Origin of the sequence: Xenorhabdus ehlersii (assembly GCF_003610465.1) — a bacterium.
GTDB classification, from domain to species: Bacteria; Pseudomonadota; Gammaproteobacteria; order Enterobacterales; family Enterobacteriaceae; genus Xenorhabdus; species Xenorhabdus ehlersii.
Window position 1 is genome coordinate 138,752 of sequence record NZ_RAQI01000005.1, and the last position, 23,829, is coordinate 162,580.

The window sequence follows — 23,829 nt, forward strand, 5'->3', positions numbered from 1 at the left end:
TCATGTTATTGGGAGTTTATTCCCTTACTGTCGTTCTGCAATTTTAAATCTATTGGACATATGTTAACAGCAGGCCAATTCAAATGACAAATGGGCAGGTACAACACCATGCTCACTCTCCATTGGTAAAAAACGGATGGCGAAACGTGTTTTGTAGCCGGAGACTTGTGGGTAAACCAATGTATCTGGTACCACGTCCAATTTTAATCTCAACAAATCGGCTTCATCGGCATTCCCCTGATAAAATCCGTTATGGCTGATTTTAGGGGTGAAAACGGCGGAGTGGCGTATGAGTTCCAGAATGCTTTCTAAGGCTTGTTGTAATGGACGAAGGCTGTCCAGCCAGGCTGTGACGGATTTATCCCTGACAGATTGTGGCAAATGCAGCCACAGGTGCAATGTTGGCAAGTCAAAACTACAACATCCTCCAGGAATGCTGAGACGTTGACGTACCATGCTGATAATACGATCTTCTTTGATAAATTGGTTAAGCCGTGGAGCTTGGTTCAAGGCAATACTGCGTTCTTTAAGTTGCTCTGTCAAACTATGGATCATAGCCGTATCGGCATTCGGAGCGCCGAGCCATTGTTTTAATTTCGCTTGCTGGCGATCCAACTCTTTCAATAGCTCAGAGCGGACTTCACCGCGTTCCATGATCTCAATTAATTCAGCAATTGTACGGAAAAACGAAAGGCTACTCGCCTGAGAATCCAGATGACGTTGTTTTTCCAACTGTTGCAGTGAAGACTCAATCCTCAACCATGAACGCATTTTTTCATTGAGTGGATGTTCAAAAATAATAGTGGAGGTTGCATCACTCATTACGGTTTTCCTGTCTGACTGATTTTGCTTGTTTTAAATACTGTTGATGTAGCTCGACCACACGAGAGGTAATATCCTGTTCACTGTTGTGGTTAACGATGACATCATCTGCCTTTTCCAGTCTGTCCTGACGGCTGGCCTGTGCAGCCAGAATATTTTCTACTTGCTCACGGCTTACTCCATCACGAGCCATGGTTCGGGTAATCTGTACTTCAACTGGGACATCAACAACTAAAACACGCTCTGCCAAATGCATTAAATTGTTTTCAATGAGCAAAGGAACTACCCAGATGACATAGGAGGCAGTCACCTGGTTTAATTGCCGCTGTGTTTCTATTTGGATCAGTGGATGTAAAAGTGCATTGAGCCACTGTTTCTCTTCTGGGGCAGCAAAAATTTTTTGGCGCAACATGGCACGATTAAGGCTGCCATTGGGCAATAATATATCGGCCCCAAAGTGTTCTGTGATTGCTTGTAGTGCGGGGGTGCCAGGCGCTACAACTTCTCTGGCGATAATATCTGCATCAACAAGCGGGACACCAAGGGATGAAAATACATTAGAGATAGTCGTTTTACCGCTACCAATTCCACCCGTAAGTGCAACAATATAAGTCATTCTATCCCTTTAAATATCTCTGATAGCATAATCAAATTGTAACTCAAGGGAAGCTGATGGGCTATAAACAAACACGTACAATTCTTGCTTTGGCAGTTTTGAGAAAAGATAACAAAACATGTAAATACCTTGTTAGGTTAATATGGCGCCTAATTGAAAAATGGGCAGGTACATAGCCAGTAATAATAAACCGACAATCAAAGCCATTATTAACATCAACAAAGGTTCTAATGATTGAACCAAACTATCAGCAAGGTTGATTGACTTTTCTTGATACCATTCTGCAAGATTGAATAAAAATAATTCTAATTCTCCTGATTCTTCACCTATCATGATAAATTGTTGGCATAACGCAGGAAAATATGCTGTTTGTTTCAATGCGTCACTCATTGGAATGCCTTGTTGAATTTGCCTGTGCAGGTTTTTCACTCCAGCGATAAAAACAGGATGCTGAGTTGCACTGAGGGCACATTCAAGCCCTGTCATTAGTGTTAATCCCGCTTTCTGTGTCATAAACAGAATATGAAATATTTGATTAGTTTGTTGATAAATCGTGAGTTGTTTAAAAATAGGGAGTCTCAGGAAGAACATTTTTTCTTTTGCTTTAAAAATGGGAAAACGGTGACGTAGCCATAGATAACTGGTTAATAATATAAATATTATTAACAGTAGTAATACGCCATGATGGATTAATAAATCAGAACCTGATAGAACCCACCGTGTTAACAAGGGCAGGGTGGCATTTAGCGAAGAATAGACTTGTCGGAATTCTGGCAGAACAAAAATCAACATCAGAATAATAACCAAAAAGCTCACAAAAGCGACTATCAAGGGATAGTGATAAGCCTTTTGAATTTTCTTCCCCAGCTTATTTTGCTGTTCCAACCGACTAATGATTAATTGGCAGCAGTTTTCAAGCTGCCCGGTTTGTTCTCCTACTGCGATAAGTTGACAAAACAAGGGAGAAAATAGCTTCGGATAGTGTTCGAGTGTGGCGGAGAATGCTTCTCCCTGACGAATTTTCTGAATTATATCCGCCAATACACATCGCCAGAGAGCATATTTACACTCTTGCAGTAAAATAGTCAGTCCCTTGAGTAAAGGGATGCCTGAAGTCAGTAACGTACTTAACTGGTGAATAAAATGCAGGCGATAGGCAACTTCCTTTTTGCTGTAATAAATAATTTTTTTACATTTAATGGCATAGGGTTGAAGATCGAGATGGCTGAGGTATTGGAATACACTTTTTTTACTGTGCCCAATACTCTCTCCTGTTATGGCTTTTCCATTCTTGTTAATTGCCTGCCATTGGTAAATATATTCTATTTTCATACTGTCTCATGGCCTGTAATCTGATAAATCTCTTCAAGAGTGGTTATTCCTTTTTCCGCTAATGTCAGTCCTGCTGAAAAAAGCGTTGCATCTTGTTGTAAGGCAAGTAAATGTGAAAGGCTGGCGTTAGAACACTCAGACAGGGCTTGCTGGAGTTCAGGTTTGATTTCGAGAAATTCATAGATGGCAGTTCTGCCGTAATAACCAGAAAAACAGTGATCACAACCGACCGCATTCCATTTTTTTATAGAGAATGATTGTCTTGTAGAACCTGGTCTTACAGAAATAGCCCCCTCTGTTGAACCAGTAATATTAGGGATTTCTGTGGGTATACTGTCTTGTTGTCGACAATGGGGGCAGAGCTTACGAACCAGTCGCTGTGCAATAATCAATTTCACACATGAGGTTGTGGTATAGCCAGAAATTCCCAGATTATGCAGGCGAGATAACGTATCAATAGTGGAATTGGTATGCAGGGTTGATAAAACCAAGTGGCCTGTTTGAGCCGCTTTCATTGATATTTCAGCGGTTTCATTGTCACGGATCTCGCCAACCATAATGATATCGGGATCTTGCCGCAATAATGCCCTGAGGACTTTGGCGAAATCGAGACCAATTTTGTTATTAACAGGCGTTTGGTTGATGCCATTTAAAGGAATTTCGACAGGATCTTCGACACTACAGATATTCTTTTGCGCCTGATTTAAATATTGCAGGCAGCTATACAATGTGACAGTTTTCCCGCTACCCGTCGGGCCAGTGACTAAAATCATCCCTTGTGGTAAATGGAGTTTCTGTTTTAAAAGTTGTAATTGTGGTTCAGGCAGCCCTAACTGTTCCAGAGATAGTTGATGTATGGTATTTAAAATACGCAGGACTATTTTTTCCCCATGTAGTGTGGGGAGTGTTGATATACGAATCGCATAACTGTTTTTGTTGTCACTCCAGTCAAATTGCCCATCTTGAGGCTGGCGTTTTTCAGCAATATTGAGCTTTGCCATAATTTTTAAGCGGGCAGGAATACCCGTATTCATTTGAGGAGGAGGTGCCTGCATGGTATGTAATGTACCATCAACTCGAATACGTATTTGGTAGCCACGTTGAGATGGTTCAAAGTGAATATCTGAAGCTCTTTTTTGTATTGAAGTTAATATTGTCTGATTAATTAATTGAATAATAGGTGTGTCTATTTCCTCATCATGGAGATTATTGGTTTGTATTGCATCATTATAATGAGCATGGCGGCTATCAAGGCGATCTATACGGTACGGTTCTTCTTCATCACTTTCTGAGCAGTAATTTTTTGCTGACATTAATGAATTTTCTTCTGTCAACATTGATTCTATTTTTGCTTGTGGATAAATATCTACATTAACGATTAAACCTGAAATAAATCTCAGTGCAGCAATGAAATCCTCATTAGGTGATTTATTACAGGCAATTGTGATCGTATGGAAATCTTTTTTTATAAAAATGGCCTGATGTCGTTGACACAGTTCTTTTATTTCTTTTTCCATTAAGAGATGATCCTTATTTATCATTATCTTTATTTCTTTAATATTGGCGTGACTTAATTGTTTTCTCTTCCATTTAAAGCCTGTCAGGAATGAAAGGAGGTGTTTAAAATTTCAAGGTTTCCTGACATTTTAGTTTTAACGATTCATTTTCAGATTCACAAATCGCGTTCCATTGAGTGAAACCAGTCTTCGTATCTTGAATAGGTTTTAACGAGGCATGGAGTCCATTAAGGTTTTGCTGACCCACTATCGTTATCTCCCCCTCTTTTACTGAGATGGTGCTGATATAGCGGCTATTGTGACCTGATGGAATGGAGGGATGACCAGAGTGACAATTTTTATAATTTTCAGCCTCGAAGCGACACAGTTCCACACCAGATTTATAAGGCACAATAGCTTGTAGCATATCGGTTAATGCGGCTTTTTGGATATATCCCTGATAACTGGGAATGGCAATTGCGCCGAGAATAGACACGATAGCCATAACAACCATCACTTCAATTAATGTAAATCCTTGTTGCTTCATTTTTTCTCCTTGTATACATCTCTGGGTTGATTGCCATGTTCAATAGCAGATATACCCCTCATCTTTTAAGTTGCAATCTATTGGGTATCGGCGCCAATAATCATGGAGAAAAAAGAGAAAAATAAAATATGGTTAATAAAAATTATGAAGCCAGCTCGAAAAAATAACTTTATATTACATTTTTTTGCACAAATTTTTCGAGCCTGCCCGTAAATAAGAAAACACCCGATATATTGGCCGATTGAAGGTGCTAACATGCTAACCTGTTACACTTTAAGCCATGGCATTACGCTTAATGAAGCTGATTGATATTGGTCATATTGGAATAGTGATTTTGGCAAGGTGATATTAAATATTAAGGGGGGAGGTAAAAGAATGAAGCTGCATGAAGGGTGGATTGATGGTGCGAGAAAGGTTATTTCCCCGCATTGTGATCTGCGCCCAGAAGGAGAAACACCAGCATTATTGGTTATTCATAACATTAGTTTACCTCCTGGCAAGTTTGGTGGCCCTTATATTGATCAATTATTTATGGGAACATTAGATCCTAAAACCGATCCTTTTTTTGATGAAATTAAGCACTTACGTGTTTCTGCTCACTGCTTAATCCGGCGTGATGGTGAGATTGTACAATATGTTCCTTTCAATAAAAGAGCTTGGCATGCTGGTGTTTCCTGCTACTGTGACCGTGATAAATGTAATGATTTTTCGATAGGCATTGAACTGGAAGGCACAGATTATGAGGAATTTACTGAAATTCAGTACACTAAATTAGCGGAAGTTACTGAGCTGCTTATTAGCCAATATCCTGATATTCGTGACAATATTACAGGACACAGCGATATCGCGCCGGGAAGGAAAACCGATCCCGGACCTTATTTTTATTGGGAACATTACCGTCAATTATTGAAGGAGCGAGTTGGATGACTCTCTTTATTCTATTGTTAATACTGGCATGGGAACGTGTTTTTAAGATGAGGGATCACTGGCAACTGGAACGCTATTTAGTCCCGGCTTTTGCCAGACTCAAATCACATTCACTATGGGGTAGCTTGGGCATGACCTTTCTGGTCGCTTTATTGACATGGAAGCTTATTGATATTTCTAGCTCTGTTGCTTTTGGTATTCTGGCGATTGTGCTGGGTATCATAATCAGTCTGTTATGTATTGGCGCAGGCAGGTTGCGGCATGATTACCGTGGATATCTCCAGGCTGTGCGCCAGGATGATTTTGGACAGCAGAAAAAGTATCTTGCTCGTCTGACGATGATTCAGGGAACATTACCTGACACCACAAAAGAAGAGCGCTTACGTGAGATACAGAATTCATTGATTTGGATAAATTTCCGTTATTATCTTGCCCCTATTTTTTGGTTGGCTGTATTGGGTAAATTCGGTCCGGCGGTTTTGATGGGATATGGTTGCCTCAGAGCTTATCAAAGTTGGTTGGCCCAGCACGCAACGGCAGTGCAGAGAGCACAATCTGGCGTTGACGGCATACTGCATTGGCTGGATTGGCTTCCTGCACGATTGGCAGGTATTGCCTATGCTTTGTTAGGACATGGAGAGAAAGCCTTACCCGCTTGGATTGCATCACTCACTGATTTTCGGTCATCACAATACAAGGTAATCAGTCAATTAGCACAATTTGCATTAAGTAAAGAACCCCATCTTGACCCTATAGAAACGCCTGTTGCTGCTGTAACGTTAGCGAAAAAAGCTACCTTTACTATTGTGATTATTGTCGCATTGTTGACGATTTATGGGGCATTAGTTTGACAAACAAGAGAGATAGAGGGCTAGGTAGGCCCTTTATTTTTTGATTTTCTTTTTAAAATTATTTTGCTCTTAGAATAATAAGTCTTGGTATAAGGAAATTGATACATTGCTATGGCAACAAGAATAGCGCTGGGGGAATTTTTAGGGATAGCGGCTTGAGCTTACCAGTGGCATCGGGAGTCGCTATTTGAGTTTGGCTATTTTGATTGACTTATGGATTGTCTGTAATGATTTTTACCTTGAATTTTAATTCATATTTTTTGCATAAATTCCGATTTGTTATCTTGCTGTAACGTTTCACTTTACTCATCTATGCGTTTGAAAAACGTTAAATCTTCTTAATATCTCTCATCTGAAAATCCTCTTCGGTTATAATTTTCTAATAAAATTTAAAATCTTTTGTTAAAATTTGCAGATTTTTATGATTTAGCCCAAGGTCTTTATAGACAGCTAGTGAATACTTTGTTACTTTAAGACCCTGTATTCTAAATTGGTATTACCAATTGACTTTGACCTGTTAACTAGGGTTTAATGACTAAGATTTAGTCAGTGAGACTTAGTTGAGCAGGGCATAGTCCAAAGCAACATTTACTTATTGAATGGCTTACAGCAGATATGGCCTATAGCAAGATTCGCCAACCAAAGTTATCAGATGTGATTGAGCAGCGTCTTGAACAGCTCATTCTCGAAGGCTCGCTACGCCCGGGAGAAAAACTGCTGCCTGAGCGTGAGCTAGCAAAGCAGTTTGAAGTATCACGTCCTTCATTGCGCGAAGCCATTCAAAAATTGGAAGCCAAAGGCTTTCTTTTCCGTCGTCAAGGGGGCGGAACTTTCGTACAGAACAATCTGTGGCAAAGTTTCAGCGACCCACTTGCCCAACTTATTGCAGAGAATCAAGAATCCCAGTTCGATCTCCTTGAAGCGCGTCATGCGTTAGAGGGGATTGCTGCTTATTATGCAGCCCTGAGAGGAACTGATGAGGATTTCCAACGCATTGAGCAAAGCCATCTTGCCATTCAAGAAGCACAACAAAGTGGTGATGTGAATGCGGAATCTGATGCTGTCTTGCAATACCAACTTGTTGTCACGGAAGCTGCCCATAATGTGGTATTGCTGCATTTATTGCGCTGTATGATCCCAATGTTAGAACAAAATATCAGGCGCAATTTTGAAGTCATTTATACCCGTAAAGAAATGTTGGCAGCAGTTAGTGACCATAGGGCTGAAATTTTTCGCTCTATCATGGCGAGAGAACCGGAAAAAGCCCGTGAGGCTTCTCATCGTCATTTGGCCTTTATTGAAGAAGTTTTATTGGATCTGACTCGTGAGCGTACTCGTCGTGAGCGTTCATTGAGGCGGCTCCAGCAACATCAGGAATAAGAGCCTGTCCCTTAGGGCGTCGTAGACAAATCACATTCCCGAATGGGATAGGTTCTAACTTAACTGTACAGATCCTGACTGCTGCGTTTGTACAGTTGTCGACTCTTTACCGAGAGTTTTAGCGGCAATATATAGCAGGGCCTATCTTCCGGTCATAACAGGCAGTTTCGTCAAAAGGTATGACCAGAAGATAGGCTCCAATAACCATTAGAAATAGATAACAGATAAGGAATACACCATGTCAGATATTTTGAAAAATGACGTGGATCCGATCGAAACTCGCGATTGGTTACAGGCGATCGAATCGGTCATCCGTGAAGAAGGTGTTGAGCGTGCTCAGTTCCTGATTGATCAGGTTTTGAACGAAGCTCGTAAAGGTGGCGTTAATGTTGCTGCAGGTGCTGCAAGCCGCAATTACATCAACACTATTCCTGTTGAGGATGAGCCTGCTTACCCTGGCAACCTGGATTTAGAGCGCCGTATCCGCTCTGCTATCCGCTGGAATGCGGTGATGACCGTTCTGCGCGCATCTAAAAAAGATCTGGAACTGGGTGGTCACATGGCTTCATTCCAGTCTTCCGCTACTGTTTATGAAGTTTGTTTTAACCACTTCTTCCGCGCTCGTAACGAAAATGATGGCGGTGATTTGGTATACTTCCAGGGTCACATTTCTCCAGGCGTTTACGCCCGTGCTTTCCTTGAAGGTCGTCTGACTGAAGAACAGATGAACAACTTCCGTCAAGAAATCGGTGGTAATGGCCTGTCTTCTTACCCGCATCCAAAATTGATGCCGGACTTCTGGCAGTTCCCAACTGTTTCAATGGGTCTGGGACCAATCTCCGCTATTTATCAGGCTAAATTCCTAAAATATCTGGAAAATCGTGGTCTGAAAGATACCTCTAAACAAACCGTTTACGCTTTCCTGGGCGACGGTGAAATGGATGAACCAGAATCTAAAGGTGCGATCACTATCGCAACTCGTGAAAAACTGGATAACCTGGTATTCATCATCAACTGTAACTTGCAGCGTCTGGATGGCCCAGTAACCGGTAACGGCAAAATTGTTAACGAACTGGAAGGTATCTTCGGCGGTGCTGGCTGGCAGGTACTGAAAGTCCTGTGGGGTGAGCGTTGGGACGAACTGCTGCGTAAAGACACCAGCGGTAAACTGGTTCAATTGATGAACGAAACGCTGGACGGCGACTATCAGACATTCAAGTCTAAAGATGGCGCTTATGTTCGTGAACACTTCTTCGGTCGTTACCCAGAAACTGCTGCATTAGTTAAAGATATGACTGATGACGAAATTTGGGCTTTGAACCGTGGTGGTCACGATCCGAAGAAAGTTTACGCTGCACTGAAAAAAGCACAGGATACCACTGGCAAACCAACTGTAATCTTGGCTCAGACCATCAAAGGTTACGGTATGGGTGATACCGCTGAAGGTAAGAACATCGCTCACCAGGTTAAAAAAATGAACATGGAAGGCGTTCGTCAATTCCGCGATCGTTTCAGTGTGCCTGTATCTGATGAGCAGATCGAAAACTTGTCATATGTAACTTTCGACAAAGACTCTGAAGAATCTAAATATCTGCATGAGCGTCGTAACGCACTGGGTGGTTATGTACCAAGCCGTCGCGTTAATTTCGACGAGAAACTGGAAATTCCAGCGCTGGAAGAATTCAGTTCTCTGCTGGAAGAACAATCCAAAGAAATTTCTACCACTATCGCTTTCGTTCGTGCACTGAACGTTATGCTGAAGAACAAGTCAATCAAAGATCGTCTGGTTCCAATTATTGCTGACGAAGCCCGTACCTTCGGTATGGAAGGTCTGTTCCGTCAAATCGGTATCTACAGCCCTAATGGTCAGCAGTATACTCCGCAAGACCGTGAGCAAGTTGCATACTATAAAGAAGACGCAAAAGGCCAGATCCTGCAAGAAGGTATCAACGAACTGGGTGCTGCTTCATCTTGGCTGGCTGCTGCAACTTCTTACAGCACCAACAACTTGCCAATGATCCCATTCTACATCTACTACTCCATGTTCGGATTCCAGCGTATCGGTGATCTGTGCTGGGCAGCGGGTGACCAGCAAGCTCGCGGCTTCCTGGTTGGTGGTACTTCTGGTCGTACAACTCTGAACGGTGAAGGTTTGCAGCATGAAGATGGCCACAGCCATATTCAGTCTCTGACTATTCCTAACTGTATCTCTTACGATCCAGCGTTCGCTTTCGAAGTTGCTGTTATCATGCAAGATGGTTTGGAGCGTATGTATGGTGAGAAACAAGAGAATATCTACTACTACATCACCACACTGAACGAAAACTACCACATGCCAGCCATGCCTGAAGGTGCTGAAGAAGGCATCCGTAAAGGTATCTACAAGCTGGAAAGCCTGGAAGGTGCGAAAGGTCAAATTCAGCTGCTGGGCTCTGGCTCTATCCTGCGTCATGTTCGTGAAGCAGCGAAAATCCTGTCTGCTGAATACGGCATCGGTTCCGATGTGTACAGCGTAACTTCCTTCACTGAACTGGCTCGTGATGGCCAGGATTGTGAGCGTTGGAACATGTTGCACCCATCAGAAGAACCTCGCGTTCCTTATATTGCTCAGATCATGAATGAAGCTCCAGCAGTTGCTTCTACTGACTATATGAAACTGTTTGCAGAGCAAGTACGTAACTTCGTTCCTGCAAGCGACTATCGTGTATTGGGCACCGACGGTTTCGGTCGTTCTGACAGCCGTGAAAACTTGCGTCATCACTTTGAAGTTGATGCTTCTTATGTGGTTGTTGCAGCTCTGGGTGAACTGGCTAAACGTGGCGAAGTTGATGTGAAAGTCGTTGAAGACGCTATCAAGAAATACAACATCAACCCAGAAAAAGTTAACCCACGTCTGGCATAAGAGGTAAAGATTAATGTCTATCGAAATTAACGTACCTGATATTGGTGCAGATGAAGTTGAAGTTACCGAGATTCTGGTGAAAGTTGGTGACACAGTAGAAGCAGAACAGTCACTGATCACGGTTGAAGGTGACAAAGCTTCTATGGAAGTTCCTTCTCCACAGGCGGGTGTAGTTAAAGAAATCAAAGTTGTGGTTGGCGATAAAGTTGCAACCGGCAAACTGATTATGGTTTTTGAATCCGCAAACGGTGCAGCAGAAGCGGCACCTGCGCAGCAAGCAGCGGCACCAGCAGCAGTAGAAAGCAAAGAAGTGAATGTGCCAGATATCGGTGGTGACGAAGTTGAAGTGACCGAAATCATGGTAAAAGTAGGTGATACTGTTACTGAAGAGCAGTCACTGATTACTGTTGAAGGTGACAAGGCGTCAATGGAAGTTCCTGCACCCTTTGCAGGTACTGTGAAAGAGATCAAAATTGCGGCAGGCAATAAAGTTAAAACCGGTTCTCTGATCATGGTATTTGACGTGGCAGGTTCTGGTGCAGCTCCAGCGGCAGCACCGGCAGCGGCTCCAGCCGCGCCTGCGGTTTCTGCGGTCAAAGAAGTCAACGTACCAGATATCGGTGGTGACGAAGTTGAAGTGACCGAAATCATGGTAAAAGTAGGTGATACTATTGCTGAAGAGCAGTCACTGATCACGGTTGAAGGTGACAAGGCTTCGATGGAAGTTCCTGCACCCTTTGCAGGTACTGTGAAAGAGATCAAAATTGCGGCTGGTGATAAAGTTAAAACCGGTTCTCTGATCATGGTATTTGAAGTTGCGGGTGCAGCCCCTGTGGCAGCACCAGCGGCGGCTCCGGCTCCGGCGGCTGAACCTGCGAAAGCGGCACCAGCGCCAGCAGTAAGCAAGCCAGCAGAAGGCAAAAATGAATTTGCTGAAAATGACGCTTATGTTCACGCTACTCCAGTCATTCGTCGTCTGGCTCGTGAATTTGGCGTAAATCTGGCTAAAGTAAAAGGTACTGGCCGTAAAGGTCGCATCCTGCGCGAAGACGTTCAGTCTTATGTGAAAGATGCGATTAAACGTGCGGAAGCAGCACCTGCGGCTGCGGGCGGTGGTCTGCCAGGTATGCTGCCTTGGCCAAAAGTTGATTTCAGCAAATTTGGTGAAATCGAAGAAGTTGAAATGAGCCGTATCCAGAAAATTTCTGGTGCTAACCTCAGCCGCAACTGGGTCATGATCCCTCACGTTAATCTGTTCGATGAAGCGGATATCACTGAAGTTGAAGAGTTCCGTAAACAGCAGAATAAAGAAGCTGAGAAGAAACAGCTGGGCGTGAAAATCACTCCGCTGGTGTTCGTCATGAAAGCCGCTGCGAAAGCACTGGAAGCAATGCCTCGCTTTAACAGCTCCATTTCTGAAGATGGCCAGAAGCTGATCCTGAAAAAATATGTCAACATCGGTATTGCGGTTGATACACCTAACGGCCTGGTTGTTCCTGTATTCAAGGACGTCAACAAGAAAGGCATCATGGAACTGTCCAGAGAATTGGCTGAAGTTTCTAAGAAAGCACGTGCTGGTAAGCTGACCGCTTCCGACATGCAGGGTGGTTGCTTCACCATCTCTAGCCTGGGTGGTATCGGTACTACCGGTTTTGCACCAATTGTGAATGCGCCAGAAGTGGCAATCATGGGTCTGTCTCGTTCTTCCATGAAACCAGTCTGGAATGGCAAGGAATTTGTTCCACGTCTGATTCTGCCTATGTCTCTGTCTTTCGACCATCGTGTGATCGACGGAGCAGATGGTGCACGTTTCATCACTTATATTAATCAATTGATGAGCGACATCCGCCGTTTGGTCATGTAATGCAAAGGCCGGTAAATAACCGGCCTAATGATTACTACCGTGACAGAGATTTTCACCTTGCATCTGGCAGGTTGGGATTTCTGTCACGTTAACGCGCTTTTCAGGTTATTTACAATTCTGTAAACTGCTCGCGGTGTGTACGTCCCGGTGGAATATGTTTTTTTTTCGTCTGACTCGCCGGACAAACAATTAAGAGGTCATGATGAGTACTGAAATTAAAGCCCAGGTAGTGGTGCTTGGTGCAGGCCCGGCAGGGTATTCTGCTGCTTTCCGTTGTGCGGACTTAGGGTTGGATACTGTTCTGGTTGAACGTTACTCTACTTTGGGTGGTGTTTGCCTTAATGTTGGTTGTATCCCATCCAAAGCTCTGCTTCATGTTGCCAAAGTGATTGAAGAAGCAAAAGCACTGGCACAACACGGTATCGTGTTTGGTGAACCACAAACTGATATCGATAAGATCCGTCTCTGGAAAGAAAAAGTTATTTCTCAGTTGACAGGTGGTCTGGGCGGTATGGCTAAGGGCCGTAAAGTTAACGTTGTTAACGGTGTTGGTAAATTTACAGGTGCTAACACTCTGGTAGTAGAAGGCGAGAACGGCGCAACAACGATTAATTTTGAGAATGCCATTATCGCAGCGGGTTCACGCCCAATTCAGCTACCCTTCATTCCACATGATGATCCTCGTGTATGGGATTCTACCGATGCACTGGAGCTGAAAACGGTTCCAGGGCGCCTGTTGGTTATGGGCGGTGGTATTATTGGTCTGGAAATGGGTACTGTTTACCACGCTCTGGGTTCTCAGATCGACGTGGTAGAAATGTTCGATCAGGTTATTCCTGCGGCGGATAAAGACGTTGTTAAAGTGTTCACTAAGCGCATCAGTAAGAAGTTCAACTTGATGCTGGAAACTAAAGTGACCGCGGTAGAAGCTAAAGAAGATGGCATCTACGTAACAATGGAAGGTAAGAAAGCACCGGCAGAGCCACAGCGTTATGATGCGGTTCTGGTTGCTATCGGCCGTGTACCAAACGGTAAATTGATTGATGCTGGCAAAGCAGGCGTTGAAGTTGATGATCGTGGCTTTATCCACGTGGATAAACAAATGCGTACTAACGTGCCTCACATCTTTGCTATCGGTGATATCGTTGGTCAGCCAATGCTGGCGCACAAAGGTGTCCATGAAGGTCACGTTGCTGCTGAAGTTATTTCTGGTAAGAAACATTACTTCGATCCAAAAGTGATTCCATCTATCGCTTACACCGAGCCAGAAGTAGCATGGGTTGGTCTGACTGAGAAAGAAGCGAAAGAAAAAGGCATCAGCTACGAAACTGCGACTTTCCCATGGGCAGCATCTGGCCGTGCAATTGCATCTGACTGTTCAGATGGTATGACCAAGCTGATTTTCGATAAAGAAACTAACCGCGTTATTGGTGGTGCTGTTGTTGGTACTAACGGCGGTGAACTGCTGGGTGAAATCGGTCTGGCTATCGAAATGGGTTGTGATGCAGAAGATATCGCTCTGACTATCCACGCTCACCCAACACTGTACGAATCAATTGGTATGGCTGCGGAAATTTACGAAGGCAGCATCACTGACTTACCAAACCCTAAAGCAAAGAAAAAGAAGTAATTCTTTAGATTTTGTAGTAGGTTAAGAAAAAATTCCAAACGGCTTTCAAATAGGGAAGCCGTTTTTATTTGCAGATGTTTACAGAGAGAAATTAAGGAATTTTCAGGCCAAAATAACAACAGGTAGCATTTAAAACTTTAATACCCTTTCTAAGCTCATTTATCCAGAATTTTATTATGGTTCAATGTTGATTTTATGTGAATGAATTAACATGCTATTCAAATTTTGGTATGCTAAACGCCCGAAGCTGAGCATAATTCTAATGTTATGCGAGCAAAATCCTCTGACCTGGCACCCTTGATGATTGTTTTCAGATGATCATTTTCAATGATCATTAGCGGGTGCTGACAGCCGGGTATATAAAATGACAATGAGAGCGAGGAGAAAGTCGTGCTAGAAGAATACCGCAAGCACGTAGCCGAGCGTGCAGCTCAAGGCATCGTCCCTAAGCCGTTAGACGCAGCTCAAGCAGCAGCGCTGGTCGAATTACTGAAGAACCCACCTAAAGGTGAAGAAGCTTTTCTGGTAGATCTACTGACCAATCGTGTTCCTCCTGGAGTAGATGAAGCTGCTTATGTTAAAGCAAGTTTCCTTGCTGCCGTTGCTAAGGGAGAAACTACCTCTCCTTTGGTGACTCAGAAAAAAGCCATTGAATTATTGGGAACCATGCAGGGTGGGTATAATATCCACGCTTTAATTGATGCCCTGGATGATGAAAAGTTGGCTCCAATTGCGGCGAAAGCACTTTCTCATACTTTGCTGATGTTCGACAGTTTCTATGATGTAGAAGAGAAAGCAAAAGCGGGTAATGTCTATGCCAAACAGATTATGCAATCGTGGGCTGATGCAGAATGGTTTCTTGGACGCCCTGAATTAGCGAAAAAAATCACCGTTACCGTCTTTAAGGTTACGGGGGAAACCAACACCGATGATCTTTCTCCTGCCCCTGATGCGTGGTCACGCCCTGATATTCCCCTACATGCTTTGGCTATGCTTAAGAATGCCCGTGAAGGTATTGAGCCTGATCAAGCCGGTGTCGTAGGCCCAATTAAGCAAATTGAAGCCCTGAGCAAGAAAGGTTATCCATTGGCTTACGTTGGAGATGTTGTCGGTACTGGCTCTTCCCGTAAATCGGCAACTAACTCCGTATTGTGGTTTATGGGAGAAGATATTCCGTTTGTGCCCAATAAACGGGGTGCTGGTGTGGTGCTGGGTGGAAAAATTGCCCCCATTTTCTTCAACACTATGGAAGATGCGGGTGCGTTGCCAATTGAGGTGGATGTTTCCAAACTGAATATGGGGGATTTAATTGATATCTATCCCTATAAAGGTGAAATCCGCCATCACGAAACAAATGAGTTATTGGCTACTTTTGCATTGAAAACCGATGTACTGATCGATGAAGTACGTGCGGGTGGTCGTATTCCATTGATTATCGGCCGTGGTTTGACTGGCAAAGCGCGTGAATCATTGGGTTTGCCACTGAGTGATGTGTTCCGTCAGGCAAAAGCGGTGGCGAAAAGCGATCGTGGCTTCTCATTGGCGCAGAAAATGGTTGGACGTGCGTGTGGTAAGAGCGGTATCCGTCCGGGGGAATATTGTGAGCCTAAGATGACGTCTGTGGGTTCTCAGGATACCACTGGGCCAATGACGCGGGATGAGTTGAAAGATTTGGCGTGTCTGGGCTTCTCTGCGGATCTGGTCATGCAATCATTTTGTCATACCGCTGCCTATCCAAAGCCTGTTGATGTGACGACACACCATACTTTGCCTGATTTCATTATGAACCGTGGTGGGGTATCGCTGCGTCCGGGAGATGGCATTATCCACTCATGGTTGAACCGTATGTTGTTGCCAGATACTGTGGGTACAGGTGGAGATTCCCATACCCGTTTCCCAATTGGTATTTCTTTCCCGGCTGGTTCAGGTCTGGTGGCATTTGCTGCGGCAACAGGCGTCATGCCGTTGGATATGCCAGAATCCGTACTGGTTCGCTTTAAAGGAAAAATGCAACCCGGAATAACCTTGCGTGATCTGGTTCATGCCATTCCTTATTATGCGATTCAGCAAGGTTTGCTGACCGTTGAGAAGAAAGGCAAGAAAAACATCTTCTCTGGCCGTATTCTTGAGATTGAAGGTTTGCCAGAACTCAAAGTCGAACAGGCGTTCGAGTTGGCTGATGCGTCTGCCGAACGTTCTGCGGCAGGATGTACCATTAAGCTGGATAAAGAGCCAATTATTGAATATTTGCAGTCGAATATTGTCTTGCTGAAATGGATGATTGCGGAAGGTTATGGTGATCGCCGGACATTGGAACGCCGTATTATCGGCATGGAAAACTGGCTGAAAGATCCTCAATTATTGGAAGCGGATGCAGATGCTGAATACGCAGCGGTTATTGAGATCGATCTGGCAGACATTAAAGAGCCTATTTTATGTGCGCCTAATGATCCTGATGATGCACGTCTGTTATCTGAAGTAGCTAACAGTAAAATTGACGAAGTTTTCATTGGCTCTTGCATGACGAATATTGGTCATTTCCGTGCGGCGGGTAAATTGCTGGATCAGCATAAAGGCCAGCTACCGACTCGCTTGTGGGTTGCTCCTCCGACTAAGATGGATGCCGCCCAATTGACGGAAGAAGGTTATTACAGCGTTTTCGGCAAGAGCGGGGCACGCATTGAGATCCCTGGTTGTTCATTGTGTATGGGGAATCAGGCGCGTGTGGCGGATGGTGCAACAGTGGTATCCACTTCTACTCGTAACTTCCCTAACCGCCTTGGTTCCGGTGCCAATGTTTACCTTGCTTCGGCGGAGTTGGCGGCTGTCGCTTCATTGTTGGGACGCTTGCCAACGCCAGAAGAGTATTTGCAGTTCATGGTTCAAGTCGATGAAACCGCTGCAGATACTTATCGCTACCTTAATTTTGATCAATTGAATCAATACACAGAAAAAGCGGAAGATGTGATCTTCCAAACCGCAGTATAAAAAAGTATATTGCAATGCATGGGGAGGCAAATGCTTCCCCTTTTTTTGTTTTTCTGCCTACCGTTTTATAACAATTTCGTAGTAGTTTTTGTATCAGTTTGTGGACTGCTTCCAAGGTGGAGGTAGCAGAACTGTTTAAAATCCAAATGGAATTATTTGGCATTTGTAAAAATAGTGGGTGAGGGGGTATGTGATGGAATATGAATTTATGCAGGATATTACCGGCCAAGTAACAACATCCTTTTCAATGGATCATGAAGCCATTGGTCATTGGTTGAATGAAGAAGTGAAAGGCGATTTGCGTGTATTGGATAAAATCATTGTGGCCTTGCAAGAGATTAAAGGGAGTGAACGCCAGTGGCAGTTGGCTGGTCATGAATATACGCTATTGATGAGTGAAGATGAGATCATGATCAGGGCTAATCAACTTCAATTTGATACAGAGGTTATAGAAGAAGGAATGAGTTACTACGATAACGAGAGTTTGGCTTTTTGTGGGACAGACGATTTTATCGATATGTTGGCTGATTACAGAGAATTTATTTTACAAAAAAAGAAAACGTAAGGATTAGTGTTCAAGCAATGAAGGCTTTCTGCCATAATTTATATTCCATTACATTTTTGTGTTGTGATAGTGGTTTTCTATTTTTTTGAACAGAAAACTATTTTTGAACAGGAGCCTACACCCTGCTGGTGGCGTTCATTGTGAGTAACGGCATCGAATGGAGATAGGTTCCAACAATAACGGTGGACTTTGTATGGAAAAGATCAATCTGTCACATGAGATTGATAAAGCGGCAAGTTGGTTTACCAACAATCAGGATCTACTGATTCAGTATGCGGTAAACATTGTATCTGCCATTTTGATTCTTATCGTTGGCTTATTTATTGCCAAATTGGCTAATAAAGCAACTAAGCGTGTTATGTCACTGCGTGGCATTGATACCACCATTTCTGATTTTCTATCCGCGATTATTCGTTACGCTATCATAGCATTTACGATTATTGCTGTTCTTGGGAAATTGGGCATTCAGACCGCATCTGTGATTGCTGTAATTGGTGCCGCAGGTTTGGCGGTAGGCCTGGCATTACAAGGCTCACTGTCTAATTTTGCTGCTGGTGTGCTATTGGTGATTTTCCGCCCACTTCGTACTGGCGAATATGTCAGTATTGGCGCTGTGGAAGGAACGGTCATGCAAGTGCAGATTTTCTCAACAACATTGCGCACGGCAGATGGCCGTATCATTGTGATCCCCAACGGTAAAATTATTGCAGACAATATTATCAATACCAGCCGTGAACCTGACCGCCGTACCCAAATTATGGTGGGGGTCGCGTATGATGCGGATATTGATGAAGTGAAAAAAGTGTTGGGTGATGTGATTCAAGAAGATAAACGCATTCAACATGAAAAAGGAGTCACTATCCGCCTGCATGAAATGGCTCCCTCATCATTGAACTTTATTGTGCGTGTGTGGACCACCAATGGTGACGCCTGGAATGTCTACTGGGATTTGATGGAAAACTTTAAGCGTGCTTTGGATAAACACAATATCGGCATTCCTTTCCCGCAAATGGATGTTTATCTGCATCAGCAAAATAGTGTTTTACAGAAGAAGACGGACGAATAATCAAGATATCGTGATGTGAGAATTTCTCACATCACCTTTCCTAATGATCTATTAGAATCATTCATTTTTACTAATGCGTCATCTTGTTTAATATGCATTGATATCGTAACTAATTGAATAATTATTAGGAATCTTTGCATGTTCTCAACATTTATTCAGGGCTTTTTTCTTAGTGCTGCGATGATCCTTCCGCTTGGGCCACAAAATGTATTTGTGATGCAGCAAGGGAGCAGAAAGCAGTTCCATTTAATGAGTGCAACATTATGTTCCACCAGTGATTCTCTGCTCATCATAGCGGGGATATTTGGTGGTAGTGCCTTACTGGGACAATCGGTACTTTTATTGCAAACTGTGACATGGGGAGGCGTCGCATTTTTACTATGGTATGGATGGGGGGCTTTTCGAACAGCGTTATCGGCAGAAGTCGAACATTCCGGTACTGAAAAAACTGTCCAAAGCCGTTGGCGAGTCATAGTAACGCTATTCGCTGTGACATGGCTGAATCCTCATGTTTATTTGGATACCATTGTCGTATTGGGAAGCATAGGAGGACAATTGTCAGCCGAGCTTCGGCCGTGGTTTACCACCGGAGCAGTAATGGCATCGATCAGTTGGTTTTTTGCCTTGTCATTCTTATCTGCGTGGTTTGCACCTGTCCTTAATCGGCCCAGAGCACAACGGATCATCAATATCTTCGTTGGTTGTGTGATGTGGTATATCGCCTGGAGCTTAATTAAGCAAGGATATAGATTTTTTGTTAATTACAATATCTCTCCATAGATACGCTATAGATTACTTCTCTATAGATAGTGTGCTAATGTTTCTGAAAGCACCTTATTCATGTAACTTTAGGAGGTCTTGTGAAACGTAAATCACTGGTATTGGCTGCAATGATGGCTTTAGGAAGCCTGTCTTGCATGACAGCTTCCGCTGCTGATTCACTCTCTATTCCACATATTTCCACCTCTGGTAATGCGATAGTTAAAGCGGCACCAGATATGGCTACTTTGGTAATCCATGTGAGTGAAACGCAAAAGAGTGCGGCAGAAGCAAAGAAAAAAGTCGATGAACGGGTTGCGAAATATTTTGATTTTCTGAAAAACAGTAGCATCGAAAAGAAAGATATTGATGCTGCTAATTTGCGCACCCAGCCAGAATATCAATATGAACAAAAGAGTGGAAAATCGAGTATTACAGGTTATCGGGCGTCGCGTTCAGTTGAAGTGAAAGTTCACAAGCTAGAGCAACTGAATGCCTTATTGGATGGTGCCCTGAAAGCAGGGCTGAATGAAATTAACTCTGTTCAGTTTGGTGTAAGCAATCCGCAACGTTATCGTGATGAAGTCAGACAAAAAGCTATTGAGAATGCTATTCAACAGGCAACTACATTGGCAAAAGGGTTCAACAGTAAGTTAGGTCCTGTATATAGCATTAATTACCGTGCGCCTGAAGCTGTGCCTGTTCCTATGAGCCGTCTGAAATACCAGACAGATCTGTTGGCAGCACCAGCTTCTGACCCAGCCAGTGAAACTTATGAGCCACAGAGTATTGAGTTTTCTGATCACGTTGATGCTGTTTTTGAATTACAGCGTTAATGAGTTTCATCTTCCTGACGTAACATCTGGCGCCCTCGTTTTAGCAGGGTGTCAGTGACTTTTCTCATCGTTCCACTTTCAGGCGCAAAACGATGCCAATAAAGCATACGGCGTTGGCATAGTCCTGGTGTGAGATCGATTAACTCACCGGCTTTTAGCTCCTTGTCGATTTGCAAGTGTGGGATCATGCAACAAGTCGAACCTTGTTTTGCCAATTGAACGAATGCTTCGGAAGAATTCACGATATGGCAGGGCACACTTCCCGGTGATAAATCGAAGTTCTGTTGTAGAAATGCTTGATGCATATCATCTAAATGGTCGAATGCAACCGCAGGTGCTTTCAGTAATGCTGAACGCGTGACGCCATTCGGGAAAAAACGGTTTGCAAACGCTGGAGAGGCTACAAACAGGTAATCCAGAGCACCTAATTTATCAACTAAACAGCTTGGCAAAGGCTGGGATTGAATACTAATCGCTCCGACAACTTCACCACGCCGCAAACGCTCTTGAGTCCGGGTTTCATCTTCCACTTGAATATTTAGCCGAATAGGCAAATCGGATAAAACAGGGTGGAGAGCCGGTAAAAGCCACGTCGCCAGGCTGTCCGCATTAACAGCAAGGGAAAGCAATAACGGGATCTCATTACTATTTTCATCACCAAGCCATTGCGCTTCCAGTAGTTCCACCTGATGTAATAGCGCAAGTAACTTTTGCCCTTGTTCTGTAGGGTGGGGAGGAACAGTGCGTACCAATAGCGGCTGACCAAACATATTTTCTAATTGCTTGATTCTCTGGGATACCGCTGATTGGGTAATACAAAGTTTTTGCGCTGCCCGCTCGAAACCACGTTCTTTGATCACTGCATCTAATGCTTGCAATGATCGGTAATCAGGACGTTTCATTGAAAATAAGATTCTCCGTGTTTGCTCTTTTTGTGTTACAGCTCAATATTAAAACCATTATGTGGCCTAACCAGCACTATGCCATATTTTTTCATGAGGTGAGCCAATATTGTTTATACTAGCCGTCAGATTTTTCCTTGTAACTGATTATAGGCTGTGATCAATATGACTCAGGACGAACTGAAAAAAGCAGTAGGTTGGGCGGCATTAGAATACGTTAAAACGGGCACAATTGTCGGTGTTGGTACAGGTTCTACCGCAGCGCATTTTATTGATGCGTTAGGCACTATCAAAGATAAAATTGAAGGTGCTGTGTCAAGTTCAGAGGCATCAACTGAGAAATTGAAAAGTCTCGGTATTCCTGTGTTTGACTGCAATGAGGTTGACACTTTGGATATTTATGTTGATGGTGCTGATGAAATTAATGGCCAAATGCAGATGATCAAAGGTGGCGGCGCAGCGTTAACCAGAGAAAAAATCATCGCGGCGGTTGCGAAGAAATTTATTTGTATTATTGATTCGTCTAAGCAAGTCGATGTGTTAGGCAAATTCCCTCTGCCAGTTGAAGTCATCCCAATGGCACGGGCTTATGCGGCTCGTGAGCTGGTGAAATTGGGCGGAACACCGGTTTATCGTGAAAACGTAGTAACAGATAATGGCAACCATATTCTGGATGTTCACAATCTCTCTATTGTCGATCCCATTGAGTTAGAAGATAAGATCAATGGGATCGCTGGCGTGGTAACGGTGGGACTGTTTGCTAATCGAGGAGCTAATGTGATGCTGGTAGGTACTGCGGATGGCGTTAAGACGCTCACTGAATAATCATTTATTGAGGGCAGAATAATCTGCCCTCAAAATATTTTTATATTTATTCAAAATGGAAAATTTAGTGATATATATCACTTTTCTGTCTAAAAAAACCTCAAAACTCTGTCTTTATCCCGTAACGAATTATTTTACTTTGCATAACAACTTATTTACTGTTGCTTATTCTGTAATATAAGCAATCGATTGTATTGCCGTTACTGTTTTTTTTGTTATTTTGGTGGAATCGATATGCATTATGAAAGTGAGTACAACTAGGGTGGGCAAATGGTTAAGGTATCTTTAGAAAAGGACAAAATTAAATTTCTGCTGCTGGAAGGCGTTCACCAAAGCGCAGTAGATAGCCTAAAAGCGGCAGGGTACAGCAATATTGAATATCACAAAGGGGCATTAGAACCTGAAGAATTGAAAGAAGCGATCCGTGATGCCCGATTTGTCGGAATTCGTTCCCGCACCCAATTGACCGAAGAGATTTTCGGCGTAGCGGAAAAGCTGGTTGCAGTTGGGTGTTTTTGTATTGGTACTAATCAGGTTGACCTGAAAGCCGCAGCAAGTCGTGGTATTCCGGTATTTAATGCCCCTTTTTCTAATACGCGTTCGGTCGCTGAAATGGTATTAGGTGAGCTGTTGTTGCTATTGCGCCGTATTCCTGAGGCGAATGCCAAAGCCCACAATGGGATATGGGATAAGCAAGCAAAAGGCTGCTACGAAGCGCGTGGTAAAAAATTAGGTATTATCGGTTACGGGCATATTGGTACACAGCTTGGCATATTGGCTGAAAATATTGGCCTGAATGTCTATTTCTATGATATTGAAAATAAATTGCCATTAGGTAATGCACAGCAAGTTCATCATTTGTCTGAATTGTTGAATATGAGTGATGTCGTGAGCCTGCATGTTCCTGAAACCGCTTCAACCAAAAATATGATTGGCGCGGCAGAACTGGAATTGATGAAACCAGGTTCGATTTTGATCAATGCATCACGCGGCACTGTGGTCGATATTGATGCACTCAGCAACGCGTTGGAAACTGGGCACCTCTCTGGTGCGGCGATCGACGTCTTTCCTCATGAACCTGCAACAAACAATGATCCTTTCATCTCACCATTAAGCCAGTTTGATAACGTGCTGCTGACGCCACATATTGGGGGATCGACGCAAGAAGCCCAGCAAAATATCGGTTATGAAGTTTCAGGTAAACTGGTCAAATATTCTGACAATGGTTCTACATTATCAGCGGTCAATTTCCCAGAAGTATCGCTCCCTGTTCATGCCAAGGATACTAACCGATTACTGCATATCCATGAAAACCGCCCAGGTATCTTGACTAGTATTAACCAAGTGTTCACTGAGCAAGAAATCAATATTGATGCTCAATATCTGCGGACTGACAGCGGTATTGGTTATGTTGTGATTGATATTACGACGCAGAATTCAGCTCAAGCTGAACAGGTCTTGCAGAAACTAAAATCCTTGCCAGGCACGATCCGTTCTCGCTTGCTTTACTAAGATATAATG

The 23,829-nt window shown here is 43.4% G+C and carries 19 protein-coding genes; 13 read left to right on the forward strand and 6 right to left on the reverse strand.

What is annotated here, in order from left to right:
• Positions 1-63: 63 nt before the first annotated feature.
• From zapD to ppdD, 5 genes are all read right to left on the reverse strand, one after another.
• Positions 64-822: a cell division protein ZapD gene (zapD, locus tag BDE27_RS15380; RefSeq protein ID WP_099131619.1), complete on the reverse strand. Its 759-nt coding sequence runs from the start codon at positions 820-822 to the stop codon at positions 64-66.
• The gene (coaE, locus tag BDE27_RS15385) at positions 815-1,438 is read right to left on the reverse strand and encodes a dephospho-CoA kinase (protein ID WP_099131620.1); all 624 of its coding nucleotides are present in this window, start codon (positions 1,436-1,438) and stop codon (positions 815-817) included. The genes zapD and coaE overlap by 8 nt, the downstream gene beginning before the upstream one ends.
• Positions 1,439-1,570: 132 nt before the next feature.
• Positions 1,571-2,770, reverse strand: coding sequence for a protein transport protein HofC (hofC, locus tag BDE27_RS15390; RefSeq protein WP_099131621.1), 1,200 nt, complete (start codon positions 2,768-2,770; stop codon positions 1,571-1,573).
• Positions 2,767-4,311 carry a type II secretion system protein GspE gene (gene gspE, locus BDE27_RS15395; protein WP_099131622.1) on the reverse strand — a complete coding sequence of 515 codons (1,545 nt, stop codon included), beginning with the start codon at positions 4,309-4,311 and terminating at the stop codon, positions 2,767-2,769. The genes hofC and gspE overlap by 4 nt, the downstream gene beginning before the upstream one ends.
• Positions 4,312-4,390: 79 nt before the next feature.
• Complete coding sequence (gene ppdD / locus BDE27_RS15400) at positions 4,391-4,813, reverse strand: prepilin peptidase-dependent pilin (protein ID WP_099131623.1); 423 nt, start codon at positions 4,811-4,813, stop codon at positions 4,391-4,393.
• A 375-nt stretch (positions 4,814-5,188) separates the two neighbouring features.
• On the opposite strand from ppdD, the gene ampD reads away from it, so the two are divergent.
• The 11 genes from ampD to BDE27_RS15455 all read left to right on the forward strand — a co-directional run bounded on the left by ampD (position 5,189) and on the right by BDE27_RS15455 (position 20,581).
• Positions 5,189-5,740, forward strand: coding sequence for a 1,6-anhydro-N-acetylmuramyl-L-alanine amidase AmpD (gene ampD / locus BDE27_RS15405; protein WP_099131624.1), 552 nt, complete (start codon positions 5,189-5,191; stop codon positions 5,738-5,740).
• Complete coding sequence (gene ampE / locus BDE27_RS15410; protein WP_099131625.1) at positions 5,737-6,591, forward strand: beta-lactamase regulator AmpE; 855 nt, start codon at positions 5,737-5,739, stop codon at positions 6,589-6,591. The genes ampD and ampE overlap by 4 nt, the downstream gene beginning before the upstream one ends.
• Positions 6,592-7,206: 615 nt before the next feature.
• Positions 7,207-7,971, forward strand: a complete 765-nt coding sequence (gene pdhR / locus BDE27_RS15415) for a pyruvate dehydrogenase complex transcriptional repressor PdhR (protein ID WP_099131626.1) — start codon at positions 7,207-7,209, stop codon at positions 7,969-7,971.
• Positions 7,972-8,209: 238 nt separating this feature from the next.
• Complete coding sequence (gene aceE, locus BDE27_RS15420) at positions 8,210-10,873, forward strand: pyruvate dehydrogenase (acetyl-transferring), homodimeric type (protein ID WP_099131627.1); 2,664 nt, start codon at positions 8,210-8,212, stop codon at positions 10,871-10,873.
• 13 nt (positions 10,874-10,886) lie between these two features.
• Positions 10,887-12,737 (forward strand): pyruvate dehydrogenase complex dihydrolipoyllysine-residue acetyltransferase, encoded by a 1,851-nt coding sequence (aceF, locus tag BDE27_RS15425; RefSeq protein ID WP_099131628.1) that lies wholly within the window; start codon positions 10,887-10,889, stop codon positions 12,735-12,737.
• A 202-nt stretch (positions 12,738-12,939) separates the two neighbouring features.
• Positions 12,940-14,367 carry a dihydrolipoyl dehydrogenase gene (gene lpdA / locus BDE27_RS15430; RefSeq protein WP_099131629.1) on the forward strand — a complete coding sequence of 476 codons (1,428 nt, stop codon included), beginning with the start codon at positions 12,940-12,942 and terminating at the stop codon, positions 14,365-14,367.
• 390 nt (positions 14,368-14,757) lie between these two features.
• Positions 14,758-17,355, forward strand: coding sequence for a bifunctional aconitate hydratase 2/2-methylisocitrate dehydratase (gene acnB, locus BDE27_RS15435; protein WP_099131630.1), 2,598 nt, complete (start codon positions 14,758-14,760; stop codon positions 17,353-17,355).
• A gap of 193 nt (positions 17,356-17,548) precedes the next feature.
• Positions 17,549-17,920, forward strand: coding sequence for a YacL family protein (locus BDE27_RS15440; RefSeq protein ID WP_099131631.1), 372 nt, complete (start codon positions 17,549-17,551; stop codon positions 17,918-17,920).
• A gap of 193 nt (positions 17,921-18,113) precedes the next feature.
• Positions 18,114-18,986 (forward strand): small-conductance mechanosensitive channel MscS, encoded by an 873-nt coding sequence (gene mscS, locus BDE27_RS15445; protein WP_099131632.1) that lies wholly within the window; start codon positions 18,114-18,116, stop codon positions 18,984-18,986.
• Positions 18,987-19,124: 138 nt separating this feature from the next.
• Positions 19,125-19,766 carry an arginine exporter ArgO gene (gene argO / locus BDE27_RS15450; protein ID WP_099131633.1) on the forward strand — a complete coding sequence of 214 codons (642 nt, stop codon included), beginning with the start codon at positions 19,125-19,127 and terminating at the stop codon, positions 19,764-19,766.
• Positions 19,767-19,846: 80 nt separating this feature from the next.
• Positions 19,847-20,581: an oxidative stress defense protein gene (locus tag BDE27_RS15455; protein WP_099131634.1), complete on the forward strand. Its 735-nt coding sequence runs from the start codon at positions 19,847-19,849 to the stop codon at positions 20,579-20,581.
• On the opposite strand, the gene BDE27_RS15460 is transcribed toward BDE27_RS15455, so the two are convergent.
• A complete protein-coding gene (locus BDE27_RS15460; RefSeq protein ID WP_099131635.1) occupies positions 20,578-21,483 on the reverse strand; it encodes a LysR family transcriptional regulator ArgP in 906 nt (301 codons plus the stop codon). The two genes, BDE27_RS15455 and BDE27_RS15460, sit on opposite strands and share 4 nt — an antisense overlap.
• 165 nt (positions 21,484-21,648) lie before the next feature.
• Between BDE27_RS15460 and rpiA the strand changes: the two genes are divergently transcribed.
• Positions 21,649-22,308 (forward strand): ribose-5-phosphate isomerase RpiA, encoded by a 660-nt coding sequence (gene rpiA / locus BDE27_RS15465; protein ID WP_099131636.1) that lies wholly within the window; start codon positions 21,649-21,651, stop codon positions 22,306-22,308.
• A gap of 270 nt (positions 22,309-22,578) precedes the next feature.
• A complete protein-coding gene (gene serA, locus BDE27_RS15475) occupies positions 22,579-23,820 on the forward strand; it encodes a phosphoglycerate dehydrogenase (protein WP_099131637.1) in 1,242 nt (413 codons plus the stop codon).
• Positions 23,821-23,829 lie beyond the last annotated feature (9 nt).